General features: G+C 60.2%; 16 protein-coding genes. 11 read left to right on the plus strand and 5 right to left on the minus strand.

Translation table 11 applies throughout. From position 1 onward, the window contains the following. Window positions 1-363: 363 nt before the first annotated feature. The 8 genes from NXS98_RS02655 to NXS98_RS02690 all read left to right on the plus strand — a co-directional run bounded on the left by NXS98_RS02655 (window position 364) and on the right by NXS98_RS02690 (window position 8311). Complete coding sequence (locus tag NXS98_RS02655; protein WP_283846918.1) at window positions 364-1014, plus strand: 4Fe-4S dicluster domain-containing protein; 651 nt, start codon at window positions 364-366, stop codon at window positions 1012-1014. Window positions 1015-1025: 11 nt separating this feature from the next. After that, entirely contained in the window at window positions 1026-1925 is a 900-nt protein-coding gene (locus NXS98_RS02660) for a CoB--CoM heterodisulfide reductase iron-sulfur subunit B family protein (protein WP_283846919.1), read from the plus strand. A gap of 31 nt (window positions 1926-1956) precedes the next feature. Beyond that, on the plus strand, window positions 1957-3957 hold the full coding sequence (locus NXS98_RS02665; protein WP_283846920.1) for a CoB--CoM heterodisulfide reductase iron-sulfur subunit A family protein: 2001 nt from the start codon (window positions 1957-1959) through the stop codon (window positions 3955-3957). A gap of 17 nt (window positions 3958-3974) precedes the next feature. After that, complete coding sequence (locus NXS98_RS02670; RefSeq protein ID WP_283846921.1) at window positions 3975-4511, plus strand: hydrogenase iron-sulfur subunit; 537 nt, start codon at window positions 3975-3977, stop codon at window positions 4509-4511. Further along, window positions 4504-5469, plus strand: a complete 966-nt coding sequence (locus NXS98_RS02675) for an NADH-quinone oxidoreductase subunit B family protein (protein ID WP_283846922.1) — start codon at window positions 4504-4506, stop codon at window positions 5467-5469. Before NXS98_RS02670 ends, NXS98_RS02675 begins: the two co-directional genes overlap by 8 nt. Before the next feature lie 24 nt (window positions 5470-5493). After that, the gene (locus tag NXS98_RS02680; protein WP_283846923.1) at window positions 5494-7026 is read left to right on the plus strand and encodes a Ni/Fe hydrogenase subunit alpha; all 1533 of its coding nucleotides are present in this window, start codon (window positions 5494-5496) and stop codon (window positions 7024-7026) included. 132 nt (window positions 7027-7158) lie between these two features. Then, on the plus strand, window positions 7159-7719 hold the full coding sequence (locus NXS98_RS02685) for a DUF1802 family protein (RefSeq protein WP_283846924.1): 561 nt from the start codon (window positions 7159-7161) through the stop codon (window positions 7717-7719). 7 nt (window positions 7720-7726) lie between these two features. Then, window positions 7727-8311: a Maf family protein gene (locus tag NXS98_RS02690; protein ID WP_283846925.1), complete on the plus strand. Its 585-nt coding sequence runs from the start codon at window positions 7727-7729 to the stop codon at window positions 8309-8311. Here NXS98_RS02690 and NXS98_RS02695 read toward each other — a convergent pair. The 5 genes from NXS98_RS02695 to NXS98_RS02715 all read right to left on the minus strand — a co-directional run bounded on the left by NXS98_RS02695 (window position 8298) and on the right by NXS98_RS02715 (window position 20428). Continuing rightward, complete coding sequence (locus NXS98_RS02695) at window positions 8298-9683, minus strand: dipeptidase (protein WP_283846926.1); 1386 nt, start codon at window positions 9681-9683, stop codon at window positions 8298-8300. The two genes, NXS98_RS02690 and NXS98_RS02695, sit on opposite strands and share 14 nt — an antisense overlap. A 31-nt stretch (window positions 9684-9714) precedes the next feature. Beyond that, window positions 9715-10896, minus strand: a complete 1182-nt coding sequence (locus NXS98_RS02700) for an aldo/keto reductase (RefSeq protein WP_283848113.1) — start codon at window positions 10894-10896, stop codon at window positions 9715-9717. Window positions 10897-10969: 73 nt separating this feature from the next. Next, window positions 10970-12427 carry a ribosome biogenesis GTPase Der gene (gene der / locus NXS98_RS02705; protein ID WP_283846927.1) on the minus strand — a complete coding sequence of 486 codons (1458 nt, stop codon included), beginning with the start codon at window positions 12425-12427 and terminating at the stop codon, window positions 10970-10972. Between the two features lie 86 nt (window positions 12428-12513). After that, window positions 12514-13431 carry a lamin tail domain-containing protein gene (locus NXS98_RS02710; protein ID WP_283846928.1) on the minus strand — a complete coding sequence of 306 codons (918 nt, stop codon included), beginning with the start codon at window positions 13429-13431 and terminating at the stop codon, window positions 12514-12516. After that, window positions 13403-20428 (minus strand): lamin tail domain-containing protein, encoded by a 7026-nt coding sequence (locus NXS98_RS02715; RefSeq protein WP_283846929.1) that lies wholly within the window; start codon window positions 20426-20428, stop codon window positions 13403-13405. Before NXS98_RS02715 ends, NXS98_RS02710 begins: the two co-directional genes overlap by 29 nt. A gap of 244 nt (window positions 20429-20672) precedes the next feature. Here NXS98_RS02715 and NXS98_RS02720 point away from each other — a divergent pair, with 244 nt between their 5' ends. Genes NXS98_RS02720 through NXS98_RS02730 form a run of 3 tightly spaced genes read left to right on the plus strand, consistent with a single transcriptional unit; the run spans window position 20673 to window position 25982 of the window. After that, window positions 20673-23342, plus strand: a complete 2670-nt coding sequence (locus NXS98_RS02720) for a carbohydrate binding domain-containing protein (protein ID WP_283846930.1) — start codon at window positions 20673-20675, stop codon at window positions 23340-23342. 7 nt (window positions 23343-23349) lie between these two features. Then, complete coding sequence (locus tag NXS98_RS02725) at window positions 23350-23889, plus strand: NUDIX hydrolase (RefSeq protein WP_283846931.1); 540 nt, start codon at window positions 23350-23352, stop codon at window positions 23887-23889. Further along, window positions 23886-25982, plus strand: a complete 2097-nt coding sequence (locus NXS98_RS02730; protein ID WP_283846932.1) for an alpha/beta hydrolase family protein — start codon at window positions 23886-23888, stop codon at window positions 25980-25982. The genes NXS98_RS02725 and NXS98_RS02730 overlap by 4 nt, the downstream gene beginning before the upstream one ends. Window positions 25983-25996 lie beyond the last annotated feature (14 nt).

Consider the following 25996-nt stretch of genomic DNA (forward strand, 5'->3'; position numbering starts at 1 on the left):
TGCGCTTCTTCATGCCCTATTGCAATGTGAATAATAAATACTTCATGCTGAATAAAACAGCCGACATCCGTATAATAAAAAATTCATAAATTATTGTAAATGAGTGTGTTACATACAATATTAGAAAAATTGGATTAAACTATTAATCTAATAATTCGTCCGAAACTGTTTAACATATAATATTATAAGTCATATAAATAAACAAAAAGCGCTTAAAACATAACAAAATATGTGAAGCGATTTTATGGACTTTAGTTATTTTTATTCTTAACAGGCATCGAGGGATTTGTGGGCAATGGCCCTTGAGTGGATGCCTTTAGGCGTGACCGAATGGCGCCGCGTAGAGAACGCAGGCAATGCCTTATGGAACTGCAACGCACCATCAAATATGAAGCCGACCGGGTGAAAGGATTCGGGCGCGAAATTATGAGCGTCCCCGGTTGCGAGCAATTGGAAAGCTGCATCCAATGCGGCACTTGCTCCGGCGTTTGTCCGCTGAGCATCTACATGGACTTTTCCCCGCGCCAGATTATGGCCATGACGCGCTCGGACTTCAAAAAAGAGGTGCTCAGCAGCTACACCATCTGGCTTTGCGCTTCCTGCTACGATTGCACGGTGGAGTGCCCGCGCAAAATCCGCATCACCGACATCATGTACGAGCTGAAGCAGCGCGCCATCCGGGAAGGCTACGCGCCCAAGGGCTTCGCCACCCCCGCTTTGGCGCGCAGCTTCTATCACATGGTCCACGAAAACGGGCGTGTGACCGAAAGCTCCCTGGTCATCAAGATGCTGCTCAAAAGCGGATTGTCCAACGCCCTTAAAACCGGCCTTGGCATGTGGCGCCTGGGATTGAACCTCATCAAGACCGGCCGTTTCTCGCTGAAGCAGGAGACCATCCGGCGCAAGGATGAGCTGGCCCAGATGATGCGTATTGCCGACCAGTCGGACATTGACCGCCTCAACGGCAACGGGGCCTCTGCCACCAGCGAAAAAGGCGCCCACGCCCAACATTGACGCAACGCCCTATGAAATTCTCCTATTTCCCAGGCTGTTCACTGAAAGGCACCGGCAAGGCGTATGAGGAATCCCTCCTGCCGGTCCTCCAGGCTTTGGATATTCAACTGGAGGAATTGGACGATTGGAATTGCTGCGGCGCCACGGCCTACATGGCGGTGGATGAAGCCAAGGCCTGCATCCTGGCTTCCCGCAACCTCGCCATCGCCGAAAAAATGGGGCATCAGGAGCTGATGGCCCCTTGCAGTGCCTGCTACCTGGTGCTGAACAAAACCAAGAAATACCTCAAGGAATCGCCGGCGGTCCATAGAGTGGTGCAAAAGGCCCTCGGCAGCGCGGGCCTCACCTATTCCGGCAACGTGCCCATCCGCCATCCATTGGATATTTTGGTCAACACCATCGGTCTGGACGCCATTAAAAAGCGGGTTAAACGCCCCTTGAAGGGGCTGAAAGTCGCCCCCTATTACGGTTGCCAGATTGTCCGGCCTTACGCCACTTTCGATTCGGCGGAAAACCCCACCACCATGGACCGCCTGCTCGAAGCCTTGGGCGCCAGCGTGGTGCGGTTTCCACTCAAGACGCGCTGCTGCGGCGCCAGCCTCACCGGCACACTGCCGGAACCCGGCCTGCTATGCTCCTACATCATCCTCAAGGAAGCCCTCAAGCGCGGCGCGGACGTCATTGCCACCGTTTGCCCGTTGTGCCAGTTCAACCTGGATGGCTACCATGACAAAATCGCCGCCAAATGGGAGCCGGTGCGCATTCCGACCGTCTATTTTTCGCAGCTTATGGGATTGGCCTTCGGCATCCCTGCGGAGCAATTGGGATTGCATCGTTGTATTGTTCCCATGAAGCCATTGCCTGAACTCCCTGCGGCCGCCGCACCTAAAGCCCCGGCAGTGGCTGCCTGAACCTTTCAGCTTTCAGACCATGGAAAGGCCTATGAACCACGGCAAGAACAACGGTGAGGAAATACGAATCGGCTTTTATGTCTGCCACTGCGGCCACAACATCGCCAGCATGGTGGATTGCGCGGAGGTGGCCAAATACGTTGAGCAACTGCCCCATGTGGTCCTTTCCCGCGATTACAAGTACATGTGCTCCGACCCCGGCCAGGAGCTGATTGCCCAGGACATCAAGGAGCACAACCTCAATCGCATCGTGGTGGCCTCCTGCTCACCGCTGCTGCATGAGCATACCTTCCGCACCGCCGTCGAGCGCGGCGGCATCAACCCCTTCTATTTTCACATGGTCAACATCCGCGAGCATAACTCGTGGGTGCACACCGACCGCGCTGCCGCCACTCTCAAGGCCAAGGCGTTGGCGCGCGCAGCCATCAAGCGCGTGGCCCACCATCGCGCCCTCGAGACCAAACGCGTGCCCATTCACCCCGACGTGCTGGTGGTGGGCGGCGGCATTGCCGGCATTCACGCGGCCATGACCCTCGCCAACGCCGGTAAAAAAGTCTATCTGGTGGAGCGCGAGCCGACCATTGGCGGCCACATGGCCAAGTTTGACAAGACCTTTCCCACGCTGGACTGCGCGGCCTGCATTCTGACCCCGAAGATGTCACAGGTGGGAGCGCATCCGAACATCAAACTGATGACCTATTCCGAGGTGACGAAGGTGGATGGTTATGTGGGGAATTACACCGTAACCATCAAACACAAGCCGCGCTACGTCATTGAAGACCTGTGCATCGGCTGCCAGGATTGCATCCCGGCTTGCGTGTACAAAGAACCCAAGTTTCCGGACGAGTTCAATGAGAACCTGGGCAAGCGCAAGCCCATCTACATCCCCTTCCCGCAAGCCACGCCGCAGGTGGTCATTATTGACCCTGACACATGCCTGAACCTGAAAACCGGCAAGTGCAAAAAGACTTGCGTGGAGGCCTGCGGCGATAAAAAGGCGATTGATTTCAAGCAGCAGGAGACTTTTGAAGACATCAAAGTGGGCACGATTATCGTGGCTACCGGCTTCAAGACCTTCGACGCCACTAAAATGCCGCAATACGGCTACGGCATCCACAAGAACGTCTATACCGCCCTGGAAGTCGAGCGCCTGGTGAATGCCTCCGGCCCCACCGGCGGCGAAATCATCCTCCGTGATGGCACGCATCCCAAGTCCATCGGCATCATTCACTGTGTGGGTAGCCGCGACGAACGCCACAATCGCTGGTGCTCGCGAGTTTGTTGCATGTACTCCCTCAAACTGGCGCATCTGCTCAAAGAGCACACCGGTGCTGAGGTGTATAATTTTTACATAGACATGCGCACCGCCGGGAAAAACTACGACGAATTTTACGGCAAGCTCCTTGATGAAGGCGTGCACTTCATCCGCGGGCGCGTGGGTGAAGTGACCGACTGGGCGTTTACCCCCGAGGAAGAAGGGCACTTGGTTATCCGGGTCGAAGACACGCTGGCGGGATATGTGCGCCGCATCCCGGTGGACATGGTGGTGCTGGCCACCGGCCTCGAACCCCAGGAGGACGCGCAGGAGGTCCGCCGCCTGTTCAACATGAGCTGTGGCGGCGAGGGATTCTTCCTCGAGCGTCATCCCAAGCTGGCGCCGGTCAACACCTTCACCGACGGCATTTTCCTGGCCGGTTGCTGCCAGGGGCCAAAAGACATCCCCGACTCGGTGGCCCAGGCGGGCGCCGCCGCCGCCGAAGCGCTGGTGTTGGTGGATAAAGGTTACGTGGAGCAGGAGCCGAATACCGCTTTTGTTATTGAGAACGAATGCAGCGGCTGCAAATCGTGCGTGCCGTTGTGTCCCTACACCGCCATTGCCTTTGATGGCTCCAAACAAAAAGCCTACATCAACGAGGCGTTGTGCAAGGGGTGTGGGACGTGTGTGGGGGCGTGTCCGTCGGGTTCGATAGTGCAGAATTTGTTTGAGGACGCGGAGGTGTTTAGCGAGATAGAGGGGGTGTTGGCGGAGTGAGGGAGGAGAACGAGCATATGAACGCGAGTGAGAACAAGGTGCCGGCGGGCTGGAGTCCGCGGATAGTGGCGTTTTTTTGCAACTGGTGCACGTACACGGCGGCGGATTTGGCGGGGGTGTCGCGGTTGAAGTATGCGCCGAACGTGCGGGTGATTCGGTTGATGTGCAGCGGGCGGGTGGATCCGCAGTTTATTTTGGAGGCGTTTGCGCGGGGGGCGGACGGGGTGTTGGTGGGGGGGTGTCATCCCAATGACTGTCATTATGTGGAGGGGAACTACAAGATGTTGCGGCGGGCGCGGTTGTTGCGGCGGATGTTGGCGGGGATGGGGATAGAGGAGGCGCGGTTTCGGCTGGAGTGGATTTCGGCGGCGGAGGGGGAGAAGGTGAAGGTGGTGGTGAACGAGATGGTGGAGCAGATTCGGGCGTTGGGGCCGTTGGGCTTGCCGGGGCGGTGGGCGGAGTGGGATCGGGAGGTGGCGGGGTTGGCGGAGCGGGTGGCGGCGGTGGAGGCGGCGGGGGTGGGAGAGAAAGAAAGCGAGGTGGCACATGGCTAAGCCGAAGGTAGCATTTTACTGGTGTGCGTCGTGCGGGGGATGTGAGGAGACGGTGGTGGACTTGGCGGAGGACATTTTGGGGTTGGTGGAGAAGGTGGAGATAGTGTTGTGGCCGGTGGCGATGGACTTCAAGTACCGGGACGTGGAGGCGCTGCCGGAGGGGGGGATTGTGGCCACCTTTCTCAATGGGGCGATTCGTTCGACGGAGCAGGCGGAGTTGGCGCGGTTGTTGCGGCGGAAGAGCCGGTATATGATTGCGTACGGGTCGTGTGCGCACATGGGGGGAGTGCCTGGGCTGGCCAATTTGTACGGGCGGGAGGAGCTATTGCGGTTCAACTATGAGGGGAGTCCGTCGGTGGTGAACGAGGGGAAGGTGCGGCCGCGGGTGGAGCATGAGGAGGGGGGGCACCGGTTGCATTTGCCGGAGCTGCATGCGGGGGTGCGGGCGTTGGATCAGGTGGTGGAGGTGGACTATTATGTGCCGGGGTGTCCGCCGACGCCGTTGGTGACGAAGGCGGCGGTGGGGGCGTTGTTGGAGGGGCGGTTGCCGGAGCGGGGGTCGGTGTTGGCGCCGGACGTGGCGTTGTGCAGCGAGTGTCCGCGGCGGGAGAGCAAGCCGGTGGACCTGGCGTTGGGAGAGCTGGTGCGGCCGCATCAGCGGGTGTTGGATGGGACGAAGTGTTTTTTGGCGCAGGGGGTGGTGTGTATGGGGCCGGCGACGCGGGCGGGGTGTGGGGGGCAGTGCATGGGGGGGAACATGCCGTGCACGGGGTGTTTTGGGCCGACGTCGCGGGTGCGGGATCAGGGGGCGAAGATGCTGTCGAGTTTGTGTTCGAATTTGGGGCCGAAGGACGAGGCGGGGGTGGATGCGGTGCTGGGGGGGATGCCGGATCCGGTGGGGACGTTGTATCGGTATGGGCTGGCCAAGAGCCTGTTGCGGCGGAAGGTGGGGGTGTGAGCGGGAAGGACGTGGAGAGGCAATATGAACGAAGCAGCCAAACAAGCATTTAACGCGGGGAACCTGGCGGCCAACGCGGCGGTGGGGGCGGCGCGGCGGCGGCGGGTGAGCATAGATCCGATCACGCGGTTGGAGGGGCACGGGAAGATTGAGATTTTTTTGGACGAGGGTGGGGGGGTGGAGCGGGCGTATTTTCAGGTGCCGGAGCTGCGGGGTTTTGAGGTGTTTGCGGTGGGGCGGCCGGCGGAGGAGATGCCGCAGATAACCAGTCGGATTTGCGGGGTGTGTCCGACGGCGCATCACATGGCGGCGACGAAGTGTTTGGACAGTTTGTATGGGGTGGAGCCGCCGGCGGCGGGGCGGAAGATACGGGAGCTGGTGTATCACACGTTCATGTTGGAGGATCATGCGCTGCATGTGTATGTGCTGGGGGGGCCGGATTTCATTGTGGGGCCGGAGGCGCCGGCGGCGGAGCGGAACATTGTGGGGGTGATAGGGAAGGTGGGGGTGGAGGTGGGGAAGCGGGTGATAGCGATGCGGCGGCGGCTGCGGGAGTTGATAGCGTATTTTGGGGGGAAGGTGGTGCATCCGGTTTTGGGGCTGCCGGGGGGGGTGTCGAAGGGGCTGGCGAAGGAGGATTTACCGCGGTTTCAGGCGCTGGCGCAGGAGGGTTTGGAGTTTGCGCAATTTACGCTGGGGGTGTTCAAGGATTTGGTGTTGAAGAATCCGGAGTATGTGAAGCTGATAACGGGGGAGGCGTACACGCATCAGACGTGTTATCTGGGGATGGTGGACGGGCAGAACAAGGTGAACTTTTACGATGGGCAGTTGCGGGTGGTGGACGTGGGGGGGAAGGAGCTGATGAAGTTTGCGGGGGCGAAGTACCTGGACTATGTGGCGGAGCATGTGGAGCCGTGGAGCTACATGAAGTTCACGTATTTGAAGCCGCTGGGGTGGCGGGGTTTTGTGGAGGGGGCGGGGACGAGTGTGTATTCGGTGGCGCCGCTGGCGCGGTTGAATGCGAGCGAGGGGTTTACGACGCCGCTGGCGCAGCGGGCGTATGACGAGTATTTCACGGTGTTGGGGGGCAAGCCGGTGCATCACACTTTGGCCAATCACTATGCGCGGGTGGTGGAGATGGTGTATGCGGCGGAGCGGATGGTGGAGTTGTTGAATGACCCGGAGATTACCAGTCCGGAGGTGCGGGTGATACCGACGCGGACGCCGGTGGAAGGGGTGGGGGTGGTGGAGGCGCCGCGGGGGACGCTGATTCATCACTATCGGACGGACGAGCGCGGGGTGATAACGATGGCGAACCTGATTGTGGCGACGGCGCACAATGCGACGCGGATAGCGATGAGCGTGGACCGGGCGGCCAAGGGGCTGATACGGGAGGGGAAGGTGACGGAGGGGTTGTTGAACAAGGTGGAGATGGCGTTTCGGGCGTATGACCCGTGTTTGGGGTGCGCGACACACAGCCTGCCGGGCCACCTGCCACTGGAGGCGCGGGTCTATAACCACCGCGGCGAACTGGTGGACCTCGTCCGCAGGGATTAGCCAGGATAGATTGTCCCATGCGAGTTGAGCAATTGCCTGCGTCACGCAGGCAATTGTTGTTTTGGGGGGGGGAAGGGCGGGCAACTCAAGCTGTCCGTTGCGAGCATGAAGCGGGTTTGCTAAGCTCCCCTCATGCGTGTGGCTTTCAAAGAATGGGCGATTGTTACAGATGCGCTGCTGCGCGGGGAGCAGATTATTATTTTGCGCAAGGGCGGCATTGCCGAGGGGCGCGGGGGATTCCGGCCCGAACACGAGCAGTTCTGGCTTTTCCCCACCCAATTCCACCAACAGCGCGAGTCGGTGATTCCCTCGGCCCAGGCGCGTTTTGATGAATTGAGCGCCGCATGGCCGCCAGCGAATCGCGTGCGCATTGAAGGTTTTGCCGTGTTGACCGGCTGGCGGCGGTTGGAGTCGCTGGAAGACGCCCGCAAGCTCGCCGGTCAGCATGTCTGGCGTGATGAAGTGATTGCCAGTCGTTACGAGTGGGGCCGGGAGGCCGGGATTTATGTGCTGATGGTGCGCGTGAGCCGCCTGCCAGCGCCGGTGGAACTGCCTTTGTCCCCGGCTTATGCTGGCTGCAAGTCATGGATTGAACTGGAGCAGGATGTTGAGATGGAGGGCGCGCAACCGGTTCTCAGTGATGCTGAATTTGCGGCCCGCGTCCAACGCCTGCACACCGCGCTGCAAAGTTAATCCTGACATGGCCCGCCCCCTCATTCTGGCTTCGGCATCCCCGCGCCGGGTGGCCTTGTTAAAAGAGTCAGGTTGGGAGTTTGAGGTCATTCCTTCGCAAGCGCCGGAGGTGGGGCATGATTTTTTGACTCCGCGCGAAGTATGCCTCTACAACGCCTGGAAAAAATGCCGGGCAGTAGCCCGCCGCCGCCCGGAGGCGGTGGTGCTGGGGGCGGATACCGAAGTTTGCCTGGGAGCGAAAATATTTGGAAAGCCCGCCAGTCGCGTGGAGGCGGAGGCGTTTTTGGCTGAGCTGCAAGGCAGGGTGCATGAAGTCATCACTGGCGTGTGCCTGTTGCACTGGGGCAGCCATCGCCAATTTTTAGGGGCCGAAGTCACCCGGGTGCATTTCAAGCCGTTAACCCGGGCGGAGATTGCGGCTTATTTGGACCTGATTCAGCCGCTGGACAAAGCAGGGGCCTACGCCATTCAGGAGCATGGCGAGCGCATCATCGAGCGCATTGAAGGCTCCTATTCCAATGTGGTGGGGCTGCCGCTGGAGCTGGTGCAGGCCGCCCTGGGAGACTTTGCCGATTTGCTCAAACAGAGCTGACCGCCGCCAGTTCTGGCCACAGCAGGGCGCTCATCACCATGCCCTTGGTGAAACATTCGAGGTCAAATTTCTCATTGGGCGCATGGGGATTGTCATCGGGCAGCGCCAGCCCCAGCAGCAGGGTGTCGGCCCCCAGAATGCTCTTGAACTCATTGACAATGGGGATGGAGCCGCCTTCCCGCAGCAGCACAGGTTTGCGGCCGAAGGCGCCTTGCAAGGCGCGCAGGGCGGCTTGCGCCAGCGGATGGTCTGGCGGGAAAAGGTAGGGTTTGCCACTGTGGCCGGTGGTGATTTCCATGCGGACAGCCGGCGGGCAAAGCTTGCGCAAATACCGGACCAGCAGGCGGAGAATCCGGTCCGGGTCCTGGTGGGGTACCAGCCGCAGCGTGATTTTGGCCGAGGCTGAGGCGGGTACAATCGTTTTGCTGCCTTCGCCCTGGTAGCCGCTGGTGAGGCCGTTGATTTCAAGCGTGGGGCGCGCGCCGCGCTGCTCATTCGGGGTGTAACCCTTTTCGCCAAACAGCTCCGGCACACCGAGGAATTTGCGATATTGCTCCCGGTTGAACGGCACCCGGGCCATTTGTTTGCGCTCGGCCGGGGTGAGGGGGCGCACTTCGTCATAAAAACCGGGAATCGCCACCCGGCCCCGGCCATCATGTAATTGGGCCAGGATTTGGCACAGTGCCGTGGCGGGATTCAGCACTGAGCCGCCGTAAATGCCGGAATGCAAATCCCTGGAGGGGCCGGTGATTTTAACTTCCACGGCCGCAATACCCCGCAAGCCGCAAGTGAGGGCCGGATGGCGTTTGTCGGGCATGCCGGTATCAGAAACCACGAAGGCCTTGGCCTGCAGCCGCCGGTGATGGCGTTTGAGAAAACCAGGCAGGTTTTCGCTGCCGACTTCCTCCTCGCCTTCAATCAGGAAGGTGATATCGCAGGGCAGGGGAGTGCCGGTTTGGAGGTAGGCTTCAATGGCTTTCAAATGCGCAAAGTGCTGGCCTTTATTGTCGCTGGCGCCGCGCCCGTACAAGGAAGCGCCGGCCACCAAAGGCTGAAAGGGCGGCGTGCGCCACAAATCAAAAGGCTCGGCGGGTTGCACATCGTAGTGCCCGTAAACCACAAAGTGCGGGCGTGAATGGTGCGCCGCGCGGGAGCGAGGGGTGCGGGCGAGGACCACCGGATGGCCGGGGGTGGGGCAGACCTGCGCCTCCAGCCCAAGGCGCTGGCAATGTTGGGCCAGCCAGTCGGCGCAGCGGCGCATGTCCTTGCGATGCTGCCGTTGCGCGGAAACGCTGGGAAAACGTACGTAATCGCACAATTCCTCGATGAATCGGCTCCGATTTTTCGACAAATATTCCAGGACTTTTTTCATGCAAAAACAGGTGGCGAAACGGGCTGAATCATTACGACTGGCTCAACCGTTTGACAGGCGCCTCGAAAAGCATCTCATGCGCTTCCCGCAGGATGCCCGGGATGCGGTCCGCAAACGGGCTGCGGGCCAGGGCCGCCCGCCAGTCGAACTCGTCCATGCGGGCGGCATTTTCACCAGGGAACCAATGGTCGGCCTGTCCCAGCAGGTTGTAGCGCATTTTGGCCCAGTCCACCAAATCCAGGGACTTGGCATAAGTCCACAGCCGGAGGATTTCCAAAACATTGATTTGGCCGGGGGCCGCCACGTATTCCGGCAGGCCTTCATGCCAGCGCTGGCACCAATCCTCGCCCAGCACACGGCGCATTTCCGCCCGCAATTTTTCTTCAATGGGCCGCACCACTTCCGATGCCTGGTCATACCAGGCGAGGGCTTGGACGTGTTCATCAAAATCCTGCGGGCGCGCCACCCCACAGCTCAAGGTGTGCACCTCCGGGCGCGCCAGACAGAACAAGTCGTTGAACTGCATGGGGGTCAACGGCTGGCAGAGCTGTCGCATTTTGGCGCTGGGCGTGTATAACTTGCCCCCTTTGTCATTGGGGCTGATGATGAAAACGCCCATGTCCAGCTTGCGGGCGGCTACGATGCCGGGCCAGGTCAATTCATTGACGAAATACCAATGCAGGTTGACGTAATCAAAACCCCCGCTTTGGACCGCTTCAAGAATGATGTCCGGTGTGGCATGGGTGGAAAACCCGACAAAGCGGCAGCGCCCCTGCTGCTGCAGGCGGCGGGCGGCGTCCAGGCAGCCGCCGGGTTTGAGGCTCCATTCCAGAAATTGCCGGTTGTTGATGCCGTGCAGCGCCAGCAGGTCCACGTAATCCAGCCGCAGATAATTCAGGGAACGGTCAAACGTGCGCAGAAATTCCTCGGCCGTGGCGGCGGGCGGCACCTTCGTTTGCACGATAATTTTTTCGCGGGGCAGGGAGGGGAGGATGCGGCCCAGTTGCATTTCTGAAGTGCCATAGCCGCGGGCGGTCTCGATGTGGTTGATGCCCAGCTCCAGTGCGCGGTGGATGCACGCTTCCAAGTTGGCCTGGTTGTCAGCGGGAATTTCCTCCGGGGCCACATCCTGCCATTTGTGCTGGTAGCGCATGCCACCGCAGGAAATCACGGGCATCTGCAATTCTGTTTTGCCAAATCGGCGATATCGCATTCGAGGCAAAGCCATGGGTACGTTATGCCAAAGGAGACGGCGAGCCGCAATGCTTCTTCGCGGCGGGGACTTTTTAATGACGGCGCCGTGGGCGGGAGCGGGGCGATTTTTCGGTGCGTTTGGGCGGCACGCTGCGGGGGCGGGGTTTGGCGCGCAAAATCAGCGGGCAACCCTCGTAGCCGAAAGCTTTGCGCAACTCACCCGCCAGGTACTTTTTATAGGGGTCTGAAAGCAGCTCGTCCCGGTTCACAAAAAGCACAAAGGTGGGCGGGGCCTCCTCCACCTGGGTGGCATAGAAAAACTTGAGATGATGGCCCAGATTGCTGATGGGTTGTTTCCGCTCGACTGCCGCGGCGAGGACGCGGTTGAGCACGGCGGTGGGCACCCGCTGGCGCCACTGGGCGGCCACGTAGCGAATGGCCTCCAGCAACCGCTCCAGGTGAAAACCTGATACCGCAGACGTAAAAATCACCGGCGCGTAATCCAGGAAAAACATGCGTTCCTGAACCCATGCGGCAAATTCATCCAGGCGCGAGGGGGTCTGGCCGGGCCGATGCTCACGCCGGGCTTCCTTGATGCGGTCCTGGAAAAGGTCCCATTTGTTGACCACCAGGACACACGCACGCTGATGCTCGGTAATCAGGTCGGCAATCTTCTTGTCCTGTTCGGTGATGCCCGCCTCGGCGTCCAGCACCAGCACCGCGATGTCGCAACGGGCAATGCTCGCTTCCGCGCGGTCCACACTGAAAAACTCCACCGAATCTTCCAGCCGCCGCTTTTTACGGATGCCAGCGGTGTCAATTAGAATGCAGGGTTGCCGCACTCCGTCCGTCTCAATGGCAAAGGGCACATCCACCGCATCGCGGGTGGTGCCGGGGACGGGACTGACAATGACTCGCTCGCTGCGGGTGAGCGCGTTAATGAGGGAGGATTTGCCAACATTAGGCCGTCCGACGATGGCAATTTTTAACGGCTCCTCTTTGGGGAGAGCCGCCGCTGGCGCGGGGGGAGGCAGGACGCCCAGCGCCTCCAATTTTTGCATGGCCAACTGCATTAGGGCGGAAATGCCCCGGCCATGGAGCGCGGAAACCGCCACCAGGTCGTCAAACCCCAGGGCGCTGAACTCAACACTGGCGGTCTCATAACCCTGATGGTCAGCCTTGTTGGCCACCACAATGACCGGCTTGCGGGCTTCCCGCAGGCGGGCGGCCACTTCCTGGTCCAGGGGCATCAATCCGGCTTGGGCGTCCACGACCAGCAACACCACATGGGCAGAATCAATGGCCAGTTGCACTTGCTGCAAGGCGGCCTGGACGATGATGTCGTCCGCTTTTTCGCCACGCAACAGACCAATGCCACCGGTGTCCACCAAGGTGAAAGGACGTCCCTTCCATTCGGCTTCGGCGGTGACCCGGTCGCGAGTGACGCCCGGCTGGTCATGGACAATGGCGATGCGCCGCCCGGCTAGGCGGTTGAACAGGGCACTTTTGCCGACATTGGGCCGGCCTACGATGGCAATGACTGCCGACATCGGCTCCAGCATGACCAGACGCCGTCCAGGCGAAAAGGAAAAACGTTCCGGGGCCAGGCCTGGCGGCCTTGCCTGGGTCTGCGGTTCTAATAAACCTTCACGCGATAATAACGCTGGCCACCGGCCGGAGGATACACTTGCATTTCGAGATGGTTTTCTGTGGCCGTGACCGGCGCGCCCACCGGCTGCCAATGAGGAGCCGAGAGAGAATCGGAAGCTTCCAACTGGTACCTTTTACCCGTAATTGCGGACCATCTCAAGGTCAGCGAGCCACTGTGCGCGTCCCATGTCGAGTCGTGGAATTGCGGCGGCGCGTGCACGATGATGGTAAAGCAATTTGTGGCGGTCAGGTTGGGGGTGCCGTCATCCCGCACACGGATGCAGAGGTCATACACACCGGCTTGAGAGGGCAGGGGCTGCCAGCGGAGCTGGCCGGCAGGCGACAGGGCAAGCCCCAGCGGCGCATTCACGGGAGGCAGGAAGGTCAGCGTTTGCGGCGGCCAATCCAAGTCAAAGGCCGTTAAATCCAACGCCAGTTCCTGTCCAGCAATCAGTTCCTGGGGTGGCACATCTTCGATGATGGGACGGCGGTTGTCACCAGGCAGTGCGGCGTTTGGCGCGCCGGGGGTTGGTTCGGTGAGCCCATAAATGCCCGTTTCCCCATCAGGATATCGGCCGCTGCTTAAATTGGGCGGTTGGAGGCCAAATTCCACTGCGTCCACTCTCGTGCCGTCCGGCGCAAAAAGGCCGATGGCTTCACCATTGCGATTCAAGGCAAAGTTCACGTGCAGGTTGGTGCCCCCCACAACATTTTGTCCAGATTCATTATCCGCCCAGACCACGAGGTAACCTTGAGGTGGAATCACCCACCCGTTGGGGATGCGAAACTGGAGCGGATTATTCAAGTTGTCCGTCAGAAAATAACCGCTTAAATCCACCGAGGTATCACCCGCGTTGTACAATTCAAACCAATCCTCAAAGTTGCCATCGGCAGGGTCTGCCACGGCAGAACGATTGTCCGCCATCCATTCGTTGATGAACACCGGCACCGGCGCAAGCGCCGGGTTGTTCGTCGTCCCCGGCGTCGGATAATGAAACACCCGCCGGTACACCGGCTGGCCGTCCGGATAATTCCCATAACTCTGCCCCGCCCTCAATCCCCGGTAGTTCAGATAATCCAACACCGCCAGCCCACCCCCCATCGGCATCACCAGCGCCACCGACCCCGTCCCCACACCCAACCGGAAATCCGCCTGCCAATTCGTTCCCCCGCCAGCCTCGCCTCCACAGCTCACCACCCGATACTCCCCAGCCCCCAACACCGTCCCCGCCGGAAACGCCCACTGCCCCAGGTTCGTGTACTGGTTGGCCAAATACCACCCCGTCAAATCCACCCCCTGGCTCCCCCATTGTACAACTCCACCCACCCCACCCTCCGCCCCCACCGCCACCTCGTTCAACCACACCTCCGGCAACCCCGGCAACCCCACACCCCTCCGCCCCCACCCCCGGCGACCGCGCATACACCGGCGCGTGCACCACCACGTTCGAGTTCACAAACGCCGTCACATACACCTGCAAACTCGTCACCGTCGCACTCGGCAAATACCAGTAGCTCACCGTGTACACCGTCGCCGTCTTCAATACCAGCGGCTGCGACAACGACTGCCCCACCGTCTGCGCCCGCCCCGTCGCCACCAGCCGCAAACTGTACTGCCCGCTCCGGCTCACACTCCCCTCCCGCACCGTCGGCTGCACCATCGTCCCCTTCACCCACGTCCCCTCCAGCGGCGCCTCAAAATCCCCGTTCACCACGTAGTTCGTCCCCCCGCCCACCACCGCCCCCTCCTCCACGCGCAAATCATCCAGCAATACCTCCCCCGCATTCGAAAACCGAAAATACAAGTTGGTCAAATTAAAGGTCAGCACGTTGCTCACCGTAAACGACTTGAATTGCCAGGTGGCATGGTTGGCCCAGTTGATGACACGGCGAATGTCCTGGCGCGCATCGCGCAATTGAATGGCGCTGTTTTGCTGGTCGGCGGGCCAGGGAGGATTGGCTTCGTAGCGCATTTGAGCGACGATTTCCTCCTGGTTATTGCCCATGGGGCGCAGGAGCGTCAGCGTTTCGCCATCGGTCTGCAAATTGCCGGAGTTCTGGTCAAACACGATATGGCTGGCCCCATAGGCGGCCCCGTAAGCTTCTCGGTTTTTGGCCAGTATCAGGTATTGCCCTGGCAAAATGGCGCTGCCCGGGGGGAAGGTGTATCCCAGCCCGTTGATGCGCCAGCCGCTGAGGTCGAAAGTGTGATTGGCCGTGCGATTGTGCAATTCAAGATATTGCGCTTCAGGCTCGGCGGGATGATACATGATTTCGGAAAAGACGACGCTGCCTTTGGCCGGCGGCACTGGGTTGGTGAAGACGGCCGTGATTGCTTGCGGTGTGCCAATCGTATTCCCGGCGGCATCCAACGCCGCAATCACCCAATGATTGGTGGGCTGAGCGCCCGGGACGTTCAAGGTCCAATTGGTGACAGAAGTCCAGACAGGTTTCCATGCCACACCATTGATGGTAAGGGTCGTAACTTCAATGGGGGCCTTGCCAGTCAGGGTGAAGTAATTGGTGGAGCGCACCAAATAATTGGTGGCCACTTCAAAAGGTGCTGAGACTGCGGCCAGTTGCCCAAGGAGGAATCCTCGTCTCTGAGCGTACCACTGTTTAACCGCGCCGGGGTCGGTCAGGGATTGTCCGTCACATAAAGTTATGCCATTGGCGAGGAGGGAGCGGTATTTGGCATCCATCAGCGGCTCGGCGATTTCCGGGCGCATGGGGCCGTCCACTGTTCGTTTGACGGCGCGGAAATAAGCGCGGCGGAAGGGGGGGTGATTGTACATGCGCGTGACGGTCGGGTCCTCCGAGTCGAATAGCGGGCCAGTCAACGCGGTGAATCCGCCCGGGCCGCGGGGCGAAACCAGCATCAGCCAGTCAAGGTCGAAAGGATAAATTACCCACGCCCCGCCGCCGTGCGGACGGAACATGTACATGTTTTTGCCAATGTTATGCCCCCAACTGTCAAAATTGTTGATGATGTGCTCAAAGGCAAAGACCCCCATCCATTGCTCCACATCCACCAGCCGCTCCGTGAGTGTCGTATAAGGTTCGGGGGTGGCGGCATTCAAAGCATCCACCAGATTCATTAATGGCGAATAATCGAGGGCGGAGTCGTAGCTGCGCTTCAACCAAGTCCAGCGATAGCGTTCAATTTTCTTCTGGCCACCGGATTGATAGACCTCCAGGCGGGGCATGGGGTCGGCAACCCGTGTGCCGCTGTCGTTGAATTCAAAGGCGCGGTCAATTTTATAAAAATCGCCCTTGGGTTGTTCGGGCGACCATTGTTCGAGGTACTCCCCGGCGGGCTGGAGCACAGCCTCGAAGACTCCACCCCGCTGCATGTCGGAAACGCCATGCACATAAAGCCGGATGAAATGGCGATGACTGAAGGGCAAATCCATGCCCTCGGCCATGGCATAAGCCATTTGCTCCTGAATGGCCGTGGTCTCGCCCCCGTGACCACCGGGCCAGTCCAGGACCAAATCCCGCGAACCGAACAATCGGTCATCCGCGGGGAAGGCGAGGCTGTAACCGCAGCGGTTGCCGGAGGGGGTGTTAAAACCGGGGGCAATGTAAGGGCTGCCGGCAAATTGAGCCTCGGCCTCATAGATGACCCGTTCGTTGTTCAGCACGAAAGTCACGGGATTGGGGGAATTATCGAGCTTGTGGCGGGCTGACCAGTTGGTAAAAGTGGCTTGCGTCATCCAAATCCGATAAATGGGGAAGGTGCCCGGCGGGGTAGGCTCGCCAAAACGCACCACACATTCGCGCCCGGGGGCGTTGGCGGGAAAGCGGCTGGTGGCCGGAGTGGCATGGGCATCGGTGGCCGTCAGGTAAAACGCCACCACCGCGCCATTGGCTTGCCCGGGAATTAGCGCTGAGAACAATCCATCGCCGGCGGTTTCATCGCCCGACTGTCCGTTGTCGCGCAGGGTTAAAGTAGTGTAGTTGGTGGCCGGGTCCACCCGATAATGAAGCTGAAAAACGGCCACACCGTCCGGGTCATGCACACGGGCTGTGACGCGCACCGCCTGTTGCGCGGCTGGGACAATGGGATAGTGCGTGACCGAATGAATCGCAGGCGGGGCATTGGGCGTGTAACGGCTGTTGGGCAGCCCTGGCGTGCCTAAATTGGCCGGCAATTCCAGCCGTGCGGCGGCTTCCAGCCAGTTGCCGCGCAGGCGCAGGAGCATTTCGGGATGCCCGCGCAACCAGCGCACTTTGGCCTGCAAGGTGGCGGCGGCGCCGGTGGCCAGCGCTGAAGAAAGGCTGGCGCGCAAGCGATTGATTTGATTATCGCCACGGTCCACGGCGCGAATCAGGAAACCGCCGCTGTTGTTGACGCCCAACGCGGGAGCCCAATAGGACAGGGAAAGCGCGCCTTCGGCCACCCATCCGGAGGCGCTGCTGTTAAACTGGCCATTGGGCAAAACGTTCTGGCCGGAGGCATTCAACACCACGACATCATCCACCACATATTCGCCGGCGCCCAAGGGCAAGATTTGCAAAGAATCCGGCGTTACGTTGCCCAAATCAAGAATGCCGGTGCGGGAAATGGTCGTCCACGGGGCTTTCGCCGATTCGTCACTATCAGCCCAATTGGAGGCCAGGCGGTTATCGCTGCGCGGGTCCATCAGTTCCAGACTGCTGCCTCCCCGGTCGCTCCAGCGGCCCCAGCGCCCACCATTATGGTAGGTCACTTCGTCCACCACCACGTATGCCTGCGGCGTGGAGCGTGGGTCGGTGATAATTTGCGCAGAGGTTGGCGGTGCCAGCCGGGGGCCGGCAACCTGGTTGGTCAGCAGACTGCCCTCAAACATGGCCAGCGCCAGCCGCTCGCCCGCGGCAGCCAGGGAGCCCTGGAAATTACCAAAAGTGTTGGAGGCGTTGAGCTGCGGGTACTTCGCCAGCAAGTTTGTGACGTTTTTAGCAATCACCACGTAACCGTTGGGAGGCAGGTGGGTCTGAGGGGGGAATTGGAATTCAATACCGTCCACGAAAGCCCAGCCGCCAATATTCAGCGTGTTGGTGCCTTTATTGTAGAGTTCGATATATTGGTCATCGTCATCGCCACTGATGGGAGCGTACATGATTTCATTGATGACCACATCGCGGATAAGGATGGGCGCATTGGCGCGGCCAGGGGTTTGCGCGGTCAGTTCCTGCCATTCCGGCGCGCCATCAGGATAACGCCCATAGGCCGTTTCAGTGGCCTGGGGCGGGTACCGCACGGCATCCAACACCCGCCCATCCGGATGCCGCAAGAACAGCGTGCCACCGCCGCCACTTAGACCGAAGCCCAATTCAAATTGGGAAAAATGAAGCCAGCCCCGCCCGGGAATGATGGTGTCCGGGGGCAGGGTAAAACGGTTGGTGCCGGTGGCATCCGCAATCGTGCAGCCCGCCAGGTTGAGCGGTGTGCTGGAGCGGTTGAATAATTCTACATAGTCCCGGCCAATCACCCCGGCGGAATGCGCCATGAACTCGTTGAGGACCACCGCCCGCAACGGTTCCGGCGTGACCGGGTCCCAGCTCCCCGGAGACCCTCCGAGCTGGTCACTGGCGGCCCAAGCCAAGGGCGAGTTTTCGCCATACGATGGGCGGGCCAACACCAGAGAATGCCCCGCGCCATCCGCCGCGACCGGCCAGGGCGGTTCGTCATCATAAGTCACCTCCAGCATGACCGCGCCGGTTCGATGCCGCAAACGAAGGGTGCCATTGTTGTTGGGCAGGTTGTTGGTGAAAGGCCCAAGGACTTGCGTCAAGCCATAAGCCTGTTGTATGGCCTGCGGCGAGCGAGCCACCACCAGAAAACCGCCGCCCGGTATCACCGTGCCAGCAGGGAAGGTGTAATCAATATCGCCGCTCAGCCTCCAGCCGCTCAAATCCTCCGGCTCGCCCCGGGTATTGGCAATTTCCACAAACTCCAGCGAATTGGTGATGGTGGGATGAGGAGCGGGGCGGTACATGATTTCCGAGATGACCAGCCCCGTGCGGCGGCTGGAGGGTCCCATGCTTTCGCGCTCGGGCGACAGCGGCACCGTGAGATAAGAGGTTACGTCGGAAAAGTCCTGGAAATCCGCTGCCGCCCATTGTTGCGCCGCATGGCTGGACACGGCCAACCCTACCCACAGGATGGAAGGCAAGTCCAAAGTGGCGCTGCCCAGAAGCATCCACCGTTCGCCATCCACGCTTACGTAACCAGAGAGGCGGTTTTCCTCTCTTTGCAGCCGCAGCCAGGTGGAGGGATAATTCACGGGAAATCGTCCCTGGGTTTGGGCTTGACCATCTTGTTGGGTGATAAAGAAACAACCCGCGACAGACCGCGTGGCAAAGACCGCCGCGTAGTTTTGGGAGGTTTCCTCGGAAACGCGTGCCATCAATCCCGCCCGCGCCCACAAATCATTGGCTTCCAGGCGGCTGATGCGCACGCGCACGTCAAAGTCGCCGCTGCGCTGGGTGCCGGCAAAATGCCCGCCTTCCTGGGTAATTTGGTTGCCGGCATGGCCGCCTGTCAGGCGATACCCGCCTGGAATCCATTCCACATACCCGGGGGGTGAGGAACCCTCCACGTCCATCGGCGCCAGCCCCACTGCCACAAAATTGGTCACCATTGGATGCGGCAGTGCATTGTTGGCTGCGGCGCGGTCCCGCAAATTGTTCATGGTGAGGATGTAGCCCATGCCCTCCGTCATGGTATCGGTGTGCAACAGCACTTGGGCGCCGTCTTCGGATAATTCCGCGCTTTGAATGGCCACCGTTTCGGCCTGAGTGGTCACCAGTGAATAATTGAAAAGGTAGGTGGCGCTGGCCTCGCTCAAGGGTTCAGAAAAAACCAGCCGCACCCCGTTTAATCCATGCGGGTACACCCGGAGCAGAGCAGGGGGGGTGGTGTCGGGAATCACCTGCACGGTGGCCACGCGGCTGGTGACGCTGTAGGACACGTTGCTGGCCACGTTGGCCACCACCACATAATACTCCGCTCCGTTGTCCGCCAGGGGCACACTAGGCAGGGTGAGGGTGGGTTGAGTGGCATTGGGAATAAGTTGCCCATTTTTATACCAACGATAAGTCAGCGGCGGGAAGCCGGAGGCCTGAACTTGCAAGGTGGCGGACTGCAATTCGTTGACCACCACATCCTGCGGCTGATGGGTGATGCTGACGGGTAATTGAATCGCAGGGAACGCATCCGGGTTCACCAAAATCGAAGGCAGCCCGGCGGCTTTAATCAGGATGTAATCCACCTCAAACTCGGCCAGTCCGCCGGAGCTGCTGGCGGTGATGCCGGCATAACCACTGCGGGCGGCGCGGGCCGGAATGTAATCCCAGGTTAATTGCCAGTTGGCCGGCTCCGGTTCTGAGCCATCGGCGCGCCAGAAGCGCGCAAAAACATCCGTCGTCCCCCCTTGCGCATTGGGTTCCTGCCGCAGGCGCACCCAATACCAGGTGTTGAGGTTGAAGGCGCCGGTGTAACCCGGCCCCCAGGCCCGCAAATCATCCAGCAGCGAAACGTGGCGGCCGGTTTGCCCCTCGCCTGTGTGGTCACGAAACAGGAAATTAACCCCGCCTGCCTGGCTGGGGGCGGTCGGCTCAATGCCCACGGCCACCCCACAACGGACGGCGTCTCCGGTGCCCAGGTTGAGCAGGCGGATGCGCGCCAAAACTTCCTGCGGGTTGCCACTGGCCCCCGCGGCCGCATAATAAAGATGGTTGGGATCCCCAGAAGCCGAAAAGACCCGCAACACCCCATTGCTGGCAAAATAGACTGAGGCGCCTTGCACTTGCCATGCGGGAGCCAGGGTGGTCCCGCGAAAATCATCCTGGTAGCCGTTGACTTGGGTGCCAATTTCCACGGGGCGGTGGTTTTGCCCCCAGAGCGGCGCGGCCAAAATATAAAGCAGCCCCGTTAAAACGAGGCAGGCTCGCCATGGATGCTGTGGACGCAACATCTTCCTTCCCTCACTCTGCCATAAATCAAACTTAAAATCCACCACTTTGCGGCCATGAACGCCATTTTATTGAGCCATTTTCTCGCCATATCTCAATCGCAGCAGCAACCTAAGCCGGGGGCGGCCCGGGCCAGGCTTCATTTTGCAGTTTTCATTTTCCCGGGGCGCGTCAAATATATTTGCCATGCAATACTTATTCACCTGTGGACGACGCGGACATTTCTTATGGGTGTTGCTGTTGTCCTTGGGATGGGGGCGCGCGGCGGATTTGGAACAGTCGCTTTTCCCCTTTGTTTTGCCATGGGACGATGCATCACCCGGCATCACCGACTTGAGCGACACACTGGTCAAACCCGCCGGGAAAAATGGGCCCGTCACGGTGAGCCGGGACGGCCATTTTCAGGTGGGCGGGCAGCGGATACGCTTCCTGGGAGTGAACATGTGTTTTGGCGCCACCGTGCCCCAGAAACCCCATGCCGAAATTGTGGCCCGGCGCCTGGCCAAGTTTGGCATCAACGTGGTTCGTTTTCACCACATGGACACGGCGGATTATCCCCGGGGCATCATCAATGGCAAAGGCGCCCATTCCGGGGATATCCATCCTGAGGCACTGGACCGTTTGCAATACTTCATTGCCCAGCTCAAAGACCACGGCATCTATGCCAACCTTAACTTATTGGTGGGCCGGCGGTTTCGGGGCGCCGATGGCCTTCCGGCTGAAATTGAAAAATTGGATTGGAAAGACCGTCATCTTATAGGTTTTTGGGATGAGAAACACCTGGCGCTGCAAAAGGAGTACGCGCGGGCGCTGCTAACCACTGTTAATCCCTACACCAAACTCTCGTTTGCCGAAGATCCGGCGGTGGCGTTCATCGAGATTAACAATGAACAGGGGCTCATCCACGGCTGGCTGGGCGGCGAGATAGACCGGATGCCCGCCGTTTTTCAGGAGTCCCTGCGCCAGCGATGGAATGCGTGGCTGCGGGAAAAGTATGTCACCACGCCCCGGTTGCGGCTGGCCTGGAGCGCAGGTGAGTCAGCCTTGGGGCCTGAGATGCTGGCCAACGGGCAGTTCAGGGACGGCTTGCAACAATGGAATCGTGAACAGCACACGCCGGCCCGCATGTCCGTCGCCCTGATCAAAGACGTTCCCAATGGAATGGCTGGCGGCGCGCAGGCCGTCCGCTTGACGGTGGAACAGGTGGGCAGGGAAACCTGGCATTTGCAGTTCAATCAGGCGGGTCTGCGCCTGGAAAAAGACCAGCCTTATACCCTGGTTTTTTGGGCGCGCAGTGACGTCCTGCACATGCTTTCAGTGGTTGCCTCTCAGGCGCATGAGCCATGGAATAACCTCGGTTTGAGTGCGTCGGCATCATTGACGCCGACCTGGTCCCGGTTTGAATTTGTATTTCGAGCGTCCCAAAGTGATACCAATGCGCGCATCACCCTCAGCGGCTTTGGCGCGGCAGGGGCCGTGACTGACCTGGCCGGTTTTTCCTTGCGACCCGGGGGTGTCCTGGGGCTGCGCGAGGGCGAGGCGCTTGAAACGGCGACATTTGCCTATTTCGACCGCAAATCCATTGGCCAGCGCACGCCGGCCGCTTACCGAGACTGGATGCAGTTCTTGTATGACACCGAAGACCAATACTGGCAGGCGATGTACCGGTATTTGAAGCACGATCTTAAAGTCCGTGGGCTGGTCACAGGGACCATCGTGGGGTGCAGTCCGGCCACCATTCAGGCCAAAATGGACTGGGTGGACACGCATGCCTACTGGCAGCATCCCCAATTCCCCGTGCGTCCGTGGGACGCAGAGGAGTGGATCGTTCCTAACCGCACCATGGTGAACGAGCGCGGCGGCACGCTGCCGGGGCTGGCGCTCAAACGCGCCGTGGGCAAACCACATGCCTGCACGGAGTACAATCATCCCGCCCCCAACACCTACAATAGCGAGGGCTTTCTGCTGCTGGCAGCGTATGCCGCCCTGCAGGATTGGGATGCGATTTATGCCTTCGCCTGGTCTCATAGTAACAGCGAAAACTGGAACAGCCAGCGCATCGGCAGTTTCTTCGACATTGACCAGCACCCCACCAAACTGGTCACGCTGGTGGCCGCCCACGCCTTCTTTACCCGCGGCGACATTGCGCCCGCGAAATCCTTGGTGGTGGCCGATTTGCCGCCGGCCCGCGATGTCGAGCTGCTGATGAATGCCCGCTCCTGGAGCCTGGTGGACGCGGCCACGGCAGGCCTCCCCCGCGAGGCCAGTCTGGTACATCGTGTGGCGTTTAACCCGGACGGCCGGCGTGTCGTGGGCGCCTTGGCGCCCAACCAGGTGAAATTAATCGAAAACCGGTACCCCTCCGATACGGGCGAGTTGTTATGGGATTTGCGCGATAAACAGCGCGGGGTGGTCACCCTCAACAGCCCCCGCAGCAAGGCCGTGATTGGTTACGGTGGCGGCCAGACGTTTGCCCTGCGCGAGGTTACCATCGCCCCGGGGGCAGGTCTGCAAAACGGATGGTGTGCCATCACGGTGACAGCCGCCGAGCGAAGCCCCGCTCCGCGCCGGTGGCTGGTGACGGCCACCGGGCTGGCGCAGAACACCGGCATGGTGTGGAAAAACGCGGAGAAATCCAGCGTGGGCCGCCAATGGGGCAAAGCGCCGTCCCTGGTGGAGGGCATCCCGGCGCGTCTGATTTTTGCGCAGCCCGCAGCCCGGACCGCAGCCTGGGCGTTGGATGGCCGCGGCCAGCGTGCCAAAGAATTACCCGTGCGCGCTGATGCGCAGGGCCAGGCCGTTATTGAACTCGGGCCGCAATGGCAAACCTTGTGGTACGAAGTCGGGCCTCGTTGAACAAAGTATGACGGCCGCGCGTTTGCCCTTATTTGTGCATTGTCCCCGTTGCGGGGCGGCGGGACTGACTCAACCGGAGCCGGACGCCTATGCCTGCGGCCAGTGTGGCTTCCATTATCACACCAATCCGGCGGTGGGAGTGGGTGGTTTGGTGGTGGATAATCAAGGCCGCCTCCTTTTGCTGCGCCGCGCCAATGACCCCGGCAGGGGAAAATACGGGTTGCCGGGCGGCTTTGTGAATCCGGGCGAAAGCGCGGAAGAAGCCTTGGTCCGGGAAACGCGGGAAGAAACCGGCCTGGAGATTCAAGACCTGCGCTTTGTGTGCACTGCCCCCAACGTTTATCCTTATCGGGGCGTGACCTACCACGTGCTGGACATCTTTTTTGCCGCCCGTGCCGCAGCCCATTCTCAGGCGGCTGCGCGCGCGGAAGTGGACAGCCTGGTATGGTTGCACCCCCACGAGCTGAACTTGGAGGACATCGCTTTTCTCTCGGTGCGCCGGGCCGTATCACTGTTTCGTGACCCCTCAACCTTCCCAAGGCAATGAGACCCATACTTTTTTTATGCTGGCTGATGGCCGTGCCGTGGCTGTGCCACGCGGGCGCGGGAAATCCGGCAATCGCCTCGTCACCTGCGGCGGCGAATGCGCGCCTGGCGCAATACTTGGAGGCGGAAGTGGCCGCGCTGGAACGCCGCACCGCCCAACTTTTGCAGGATATTCAACCTTGGGAGCAGGTCAGAAACCGATGGCGTGAACAGGCCGCTGAGATGCTGGGACTGCATCCCCTGCCGCCGCGCACCGAATTACAGCCGGTCATCACCGGCACGGCCGAACACCAGGATGTCGTGGTGGAAAAGCTGCACTTTCAATCCCTGCCCCGGCTTTATGTGACGGCCAATTTGTATCGCCCGCGCCACGTTACCGGCCGGTTGCCTGCCGTGTTATACGTCTGCGGACATGGCCCGGTGATAACCAATCAAATCAGTTACGGCAACAAGGTGAGTTACCAGCATCACGGGGTCTGGTTTGCCCAACATGGTTACCTTTGCCTGATTTTGGATACCGTCCAATGGGGAGAAATCTTGGGCGTCCATCATGGCACTTACCGTCAGGACATGTGGTGGTGGAATGCCCGGGGTTACACGCCAGCAGGTGTAGAAACCTGGAACGGGATGCGGGCGCTGGACTATTTGCTCACGCGCCCGGAAGTGGATGCCAGCCGACTGGCCGTTACCGGCCGCTCCGGCGGGGGCGCGTACAGTTGGTTCATCGCTGCGCTGGATGACCGGGTAAAGGCCATCGCGCCGGTGGCCGGAATTACGGACCTGCGCAATCATGTCCTCACGGGATGCGTCGAGGGACACTGCGACTGCATGTTTTGGGTCAACACCCATCGCTGGGATTATCCCATGCTGGCGGTCCTGGCGGCTCCCCGGCCCCTGCTGCTTGTCAACACGGACAGCGACAACATCTTTCCCCTCGATGGCGTCATACGCACAGACACCCACTTGCGCCGCGTGTATCAGCAGCTCAAACGCCCAAATGATTATGGCCTGGTGATTGGTCCCGGCCCGCACAAGGACACTCAGAACCTTCAAGTGCCCGTCTTCCGCTGGTTTAATCAATATCTGAAAGGCGAGGACCCCATCATCCATGTGGGGGCCACCAAACCCTTCACCCCGGCACAACTCAAGGTGTTTGCCACGTTGCCCGCCGATGCCCTCAACACCAATATTCATGAAGTCTTTGTCCCGGCAGCGACCCCGCCATCAGCCCCGGCAAGCTTGGCGGAGTGGACTTCATTGCGCCAGGCATGGCTGGACGCGCTCAAGGAAAAAACTTTTGCCGGCTGGCCGGCCGAGGACACGGTGCGCCTGACCAAGGTGGCCTCCGCCAAAGACGCGGGATTGCTCTGTGAAATCTATGAAATCAGCCCCCAGCCGCACGTTGTCCTGCGGCTTTACACCCTGCAACGCACCGCCTCCCGCCGTCCTCAGCAAATGCGCCTCTGGGTGCGCTCCGGCCCATGGGCTGAACCCCAGTTGGACGCCAATTTGCCTGGGGCCTTGCGTGAAACAAGGGCTGCTTTTTCAAGCCACCAAAACCCCTCAGCCGCGCCCCCAGCAGGGGAAATTTGGCTGGCCCTTTATCCCCGGGGTACGGGGCAGGACACCTGGAGTGGTGATGCCCGCAAACAAACCCACCTGCGGCGGCGCTTCATGCTTTTGGGGCAGACGGTGGACAGCATGAGGGTGTGGGATATTCGTCAGTCAGTCCTTGCATTGAATCAGGTCAAGGCGTGGAACAAGTTGCCCTTGACCCTTGAAGCGCAAGGCAACATGGCGGTGAACGCTCTCTACGCAACGGCCCATTTGCCGGAAAACCTCGTCAACCGTTCCCTCAGCCTGATTTTACACGACTTGCCCCGTTCCCATCAGCAGGGTCCGGATTATCTGAATGTGCTGAAAATCCTGGACATTCCCCAGGCGCTGCTCCTGGCCGCTTCAGCTTGTGAGCAGGTGCGCGTGGATACGCCTGAACCCAGCGCTTTTTCCTGGACTGAAACGGCGGCGCGCAACTTGGGATGGGAAAAACGCCTGCTGATTCGCAGGGGGGATTCCAGTGCCTTGGCTCGCTGAGTTGTGTTAAGTCC

This window comes from Fontisphaera persica (assembly GCF_024832785.1).
Lineage (GTDB): Bacteria > Verrucomicrobiota > Verrucomicrobiia > Limisphaerales > Fontisphaeraceae > Fontisphaera > Fontisphaera persica.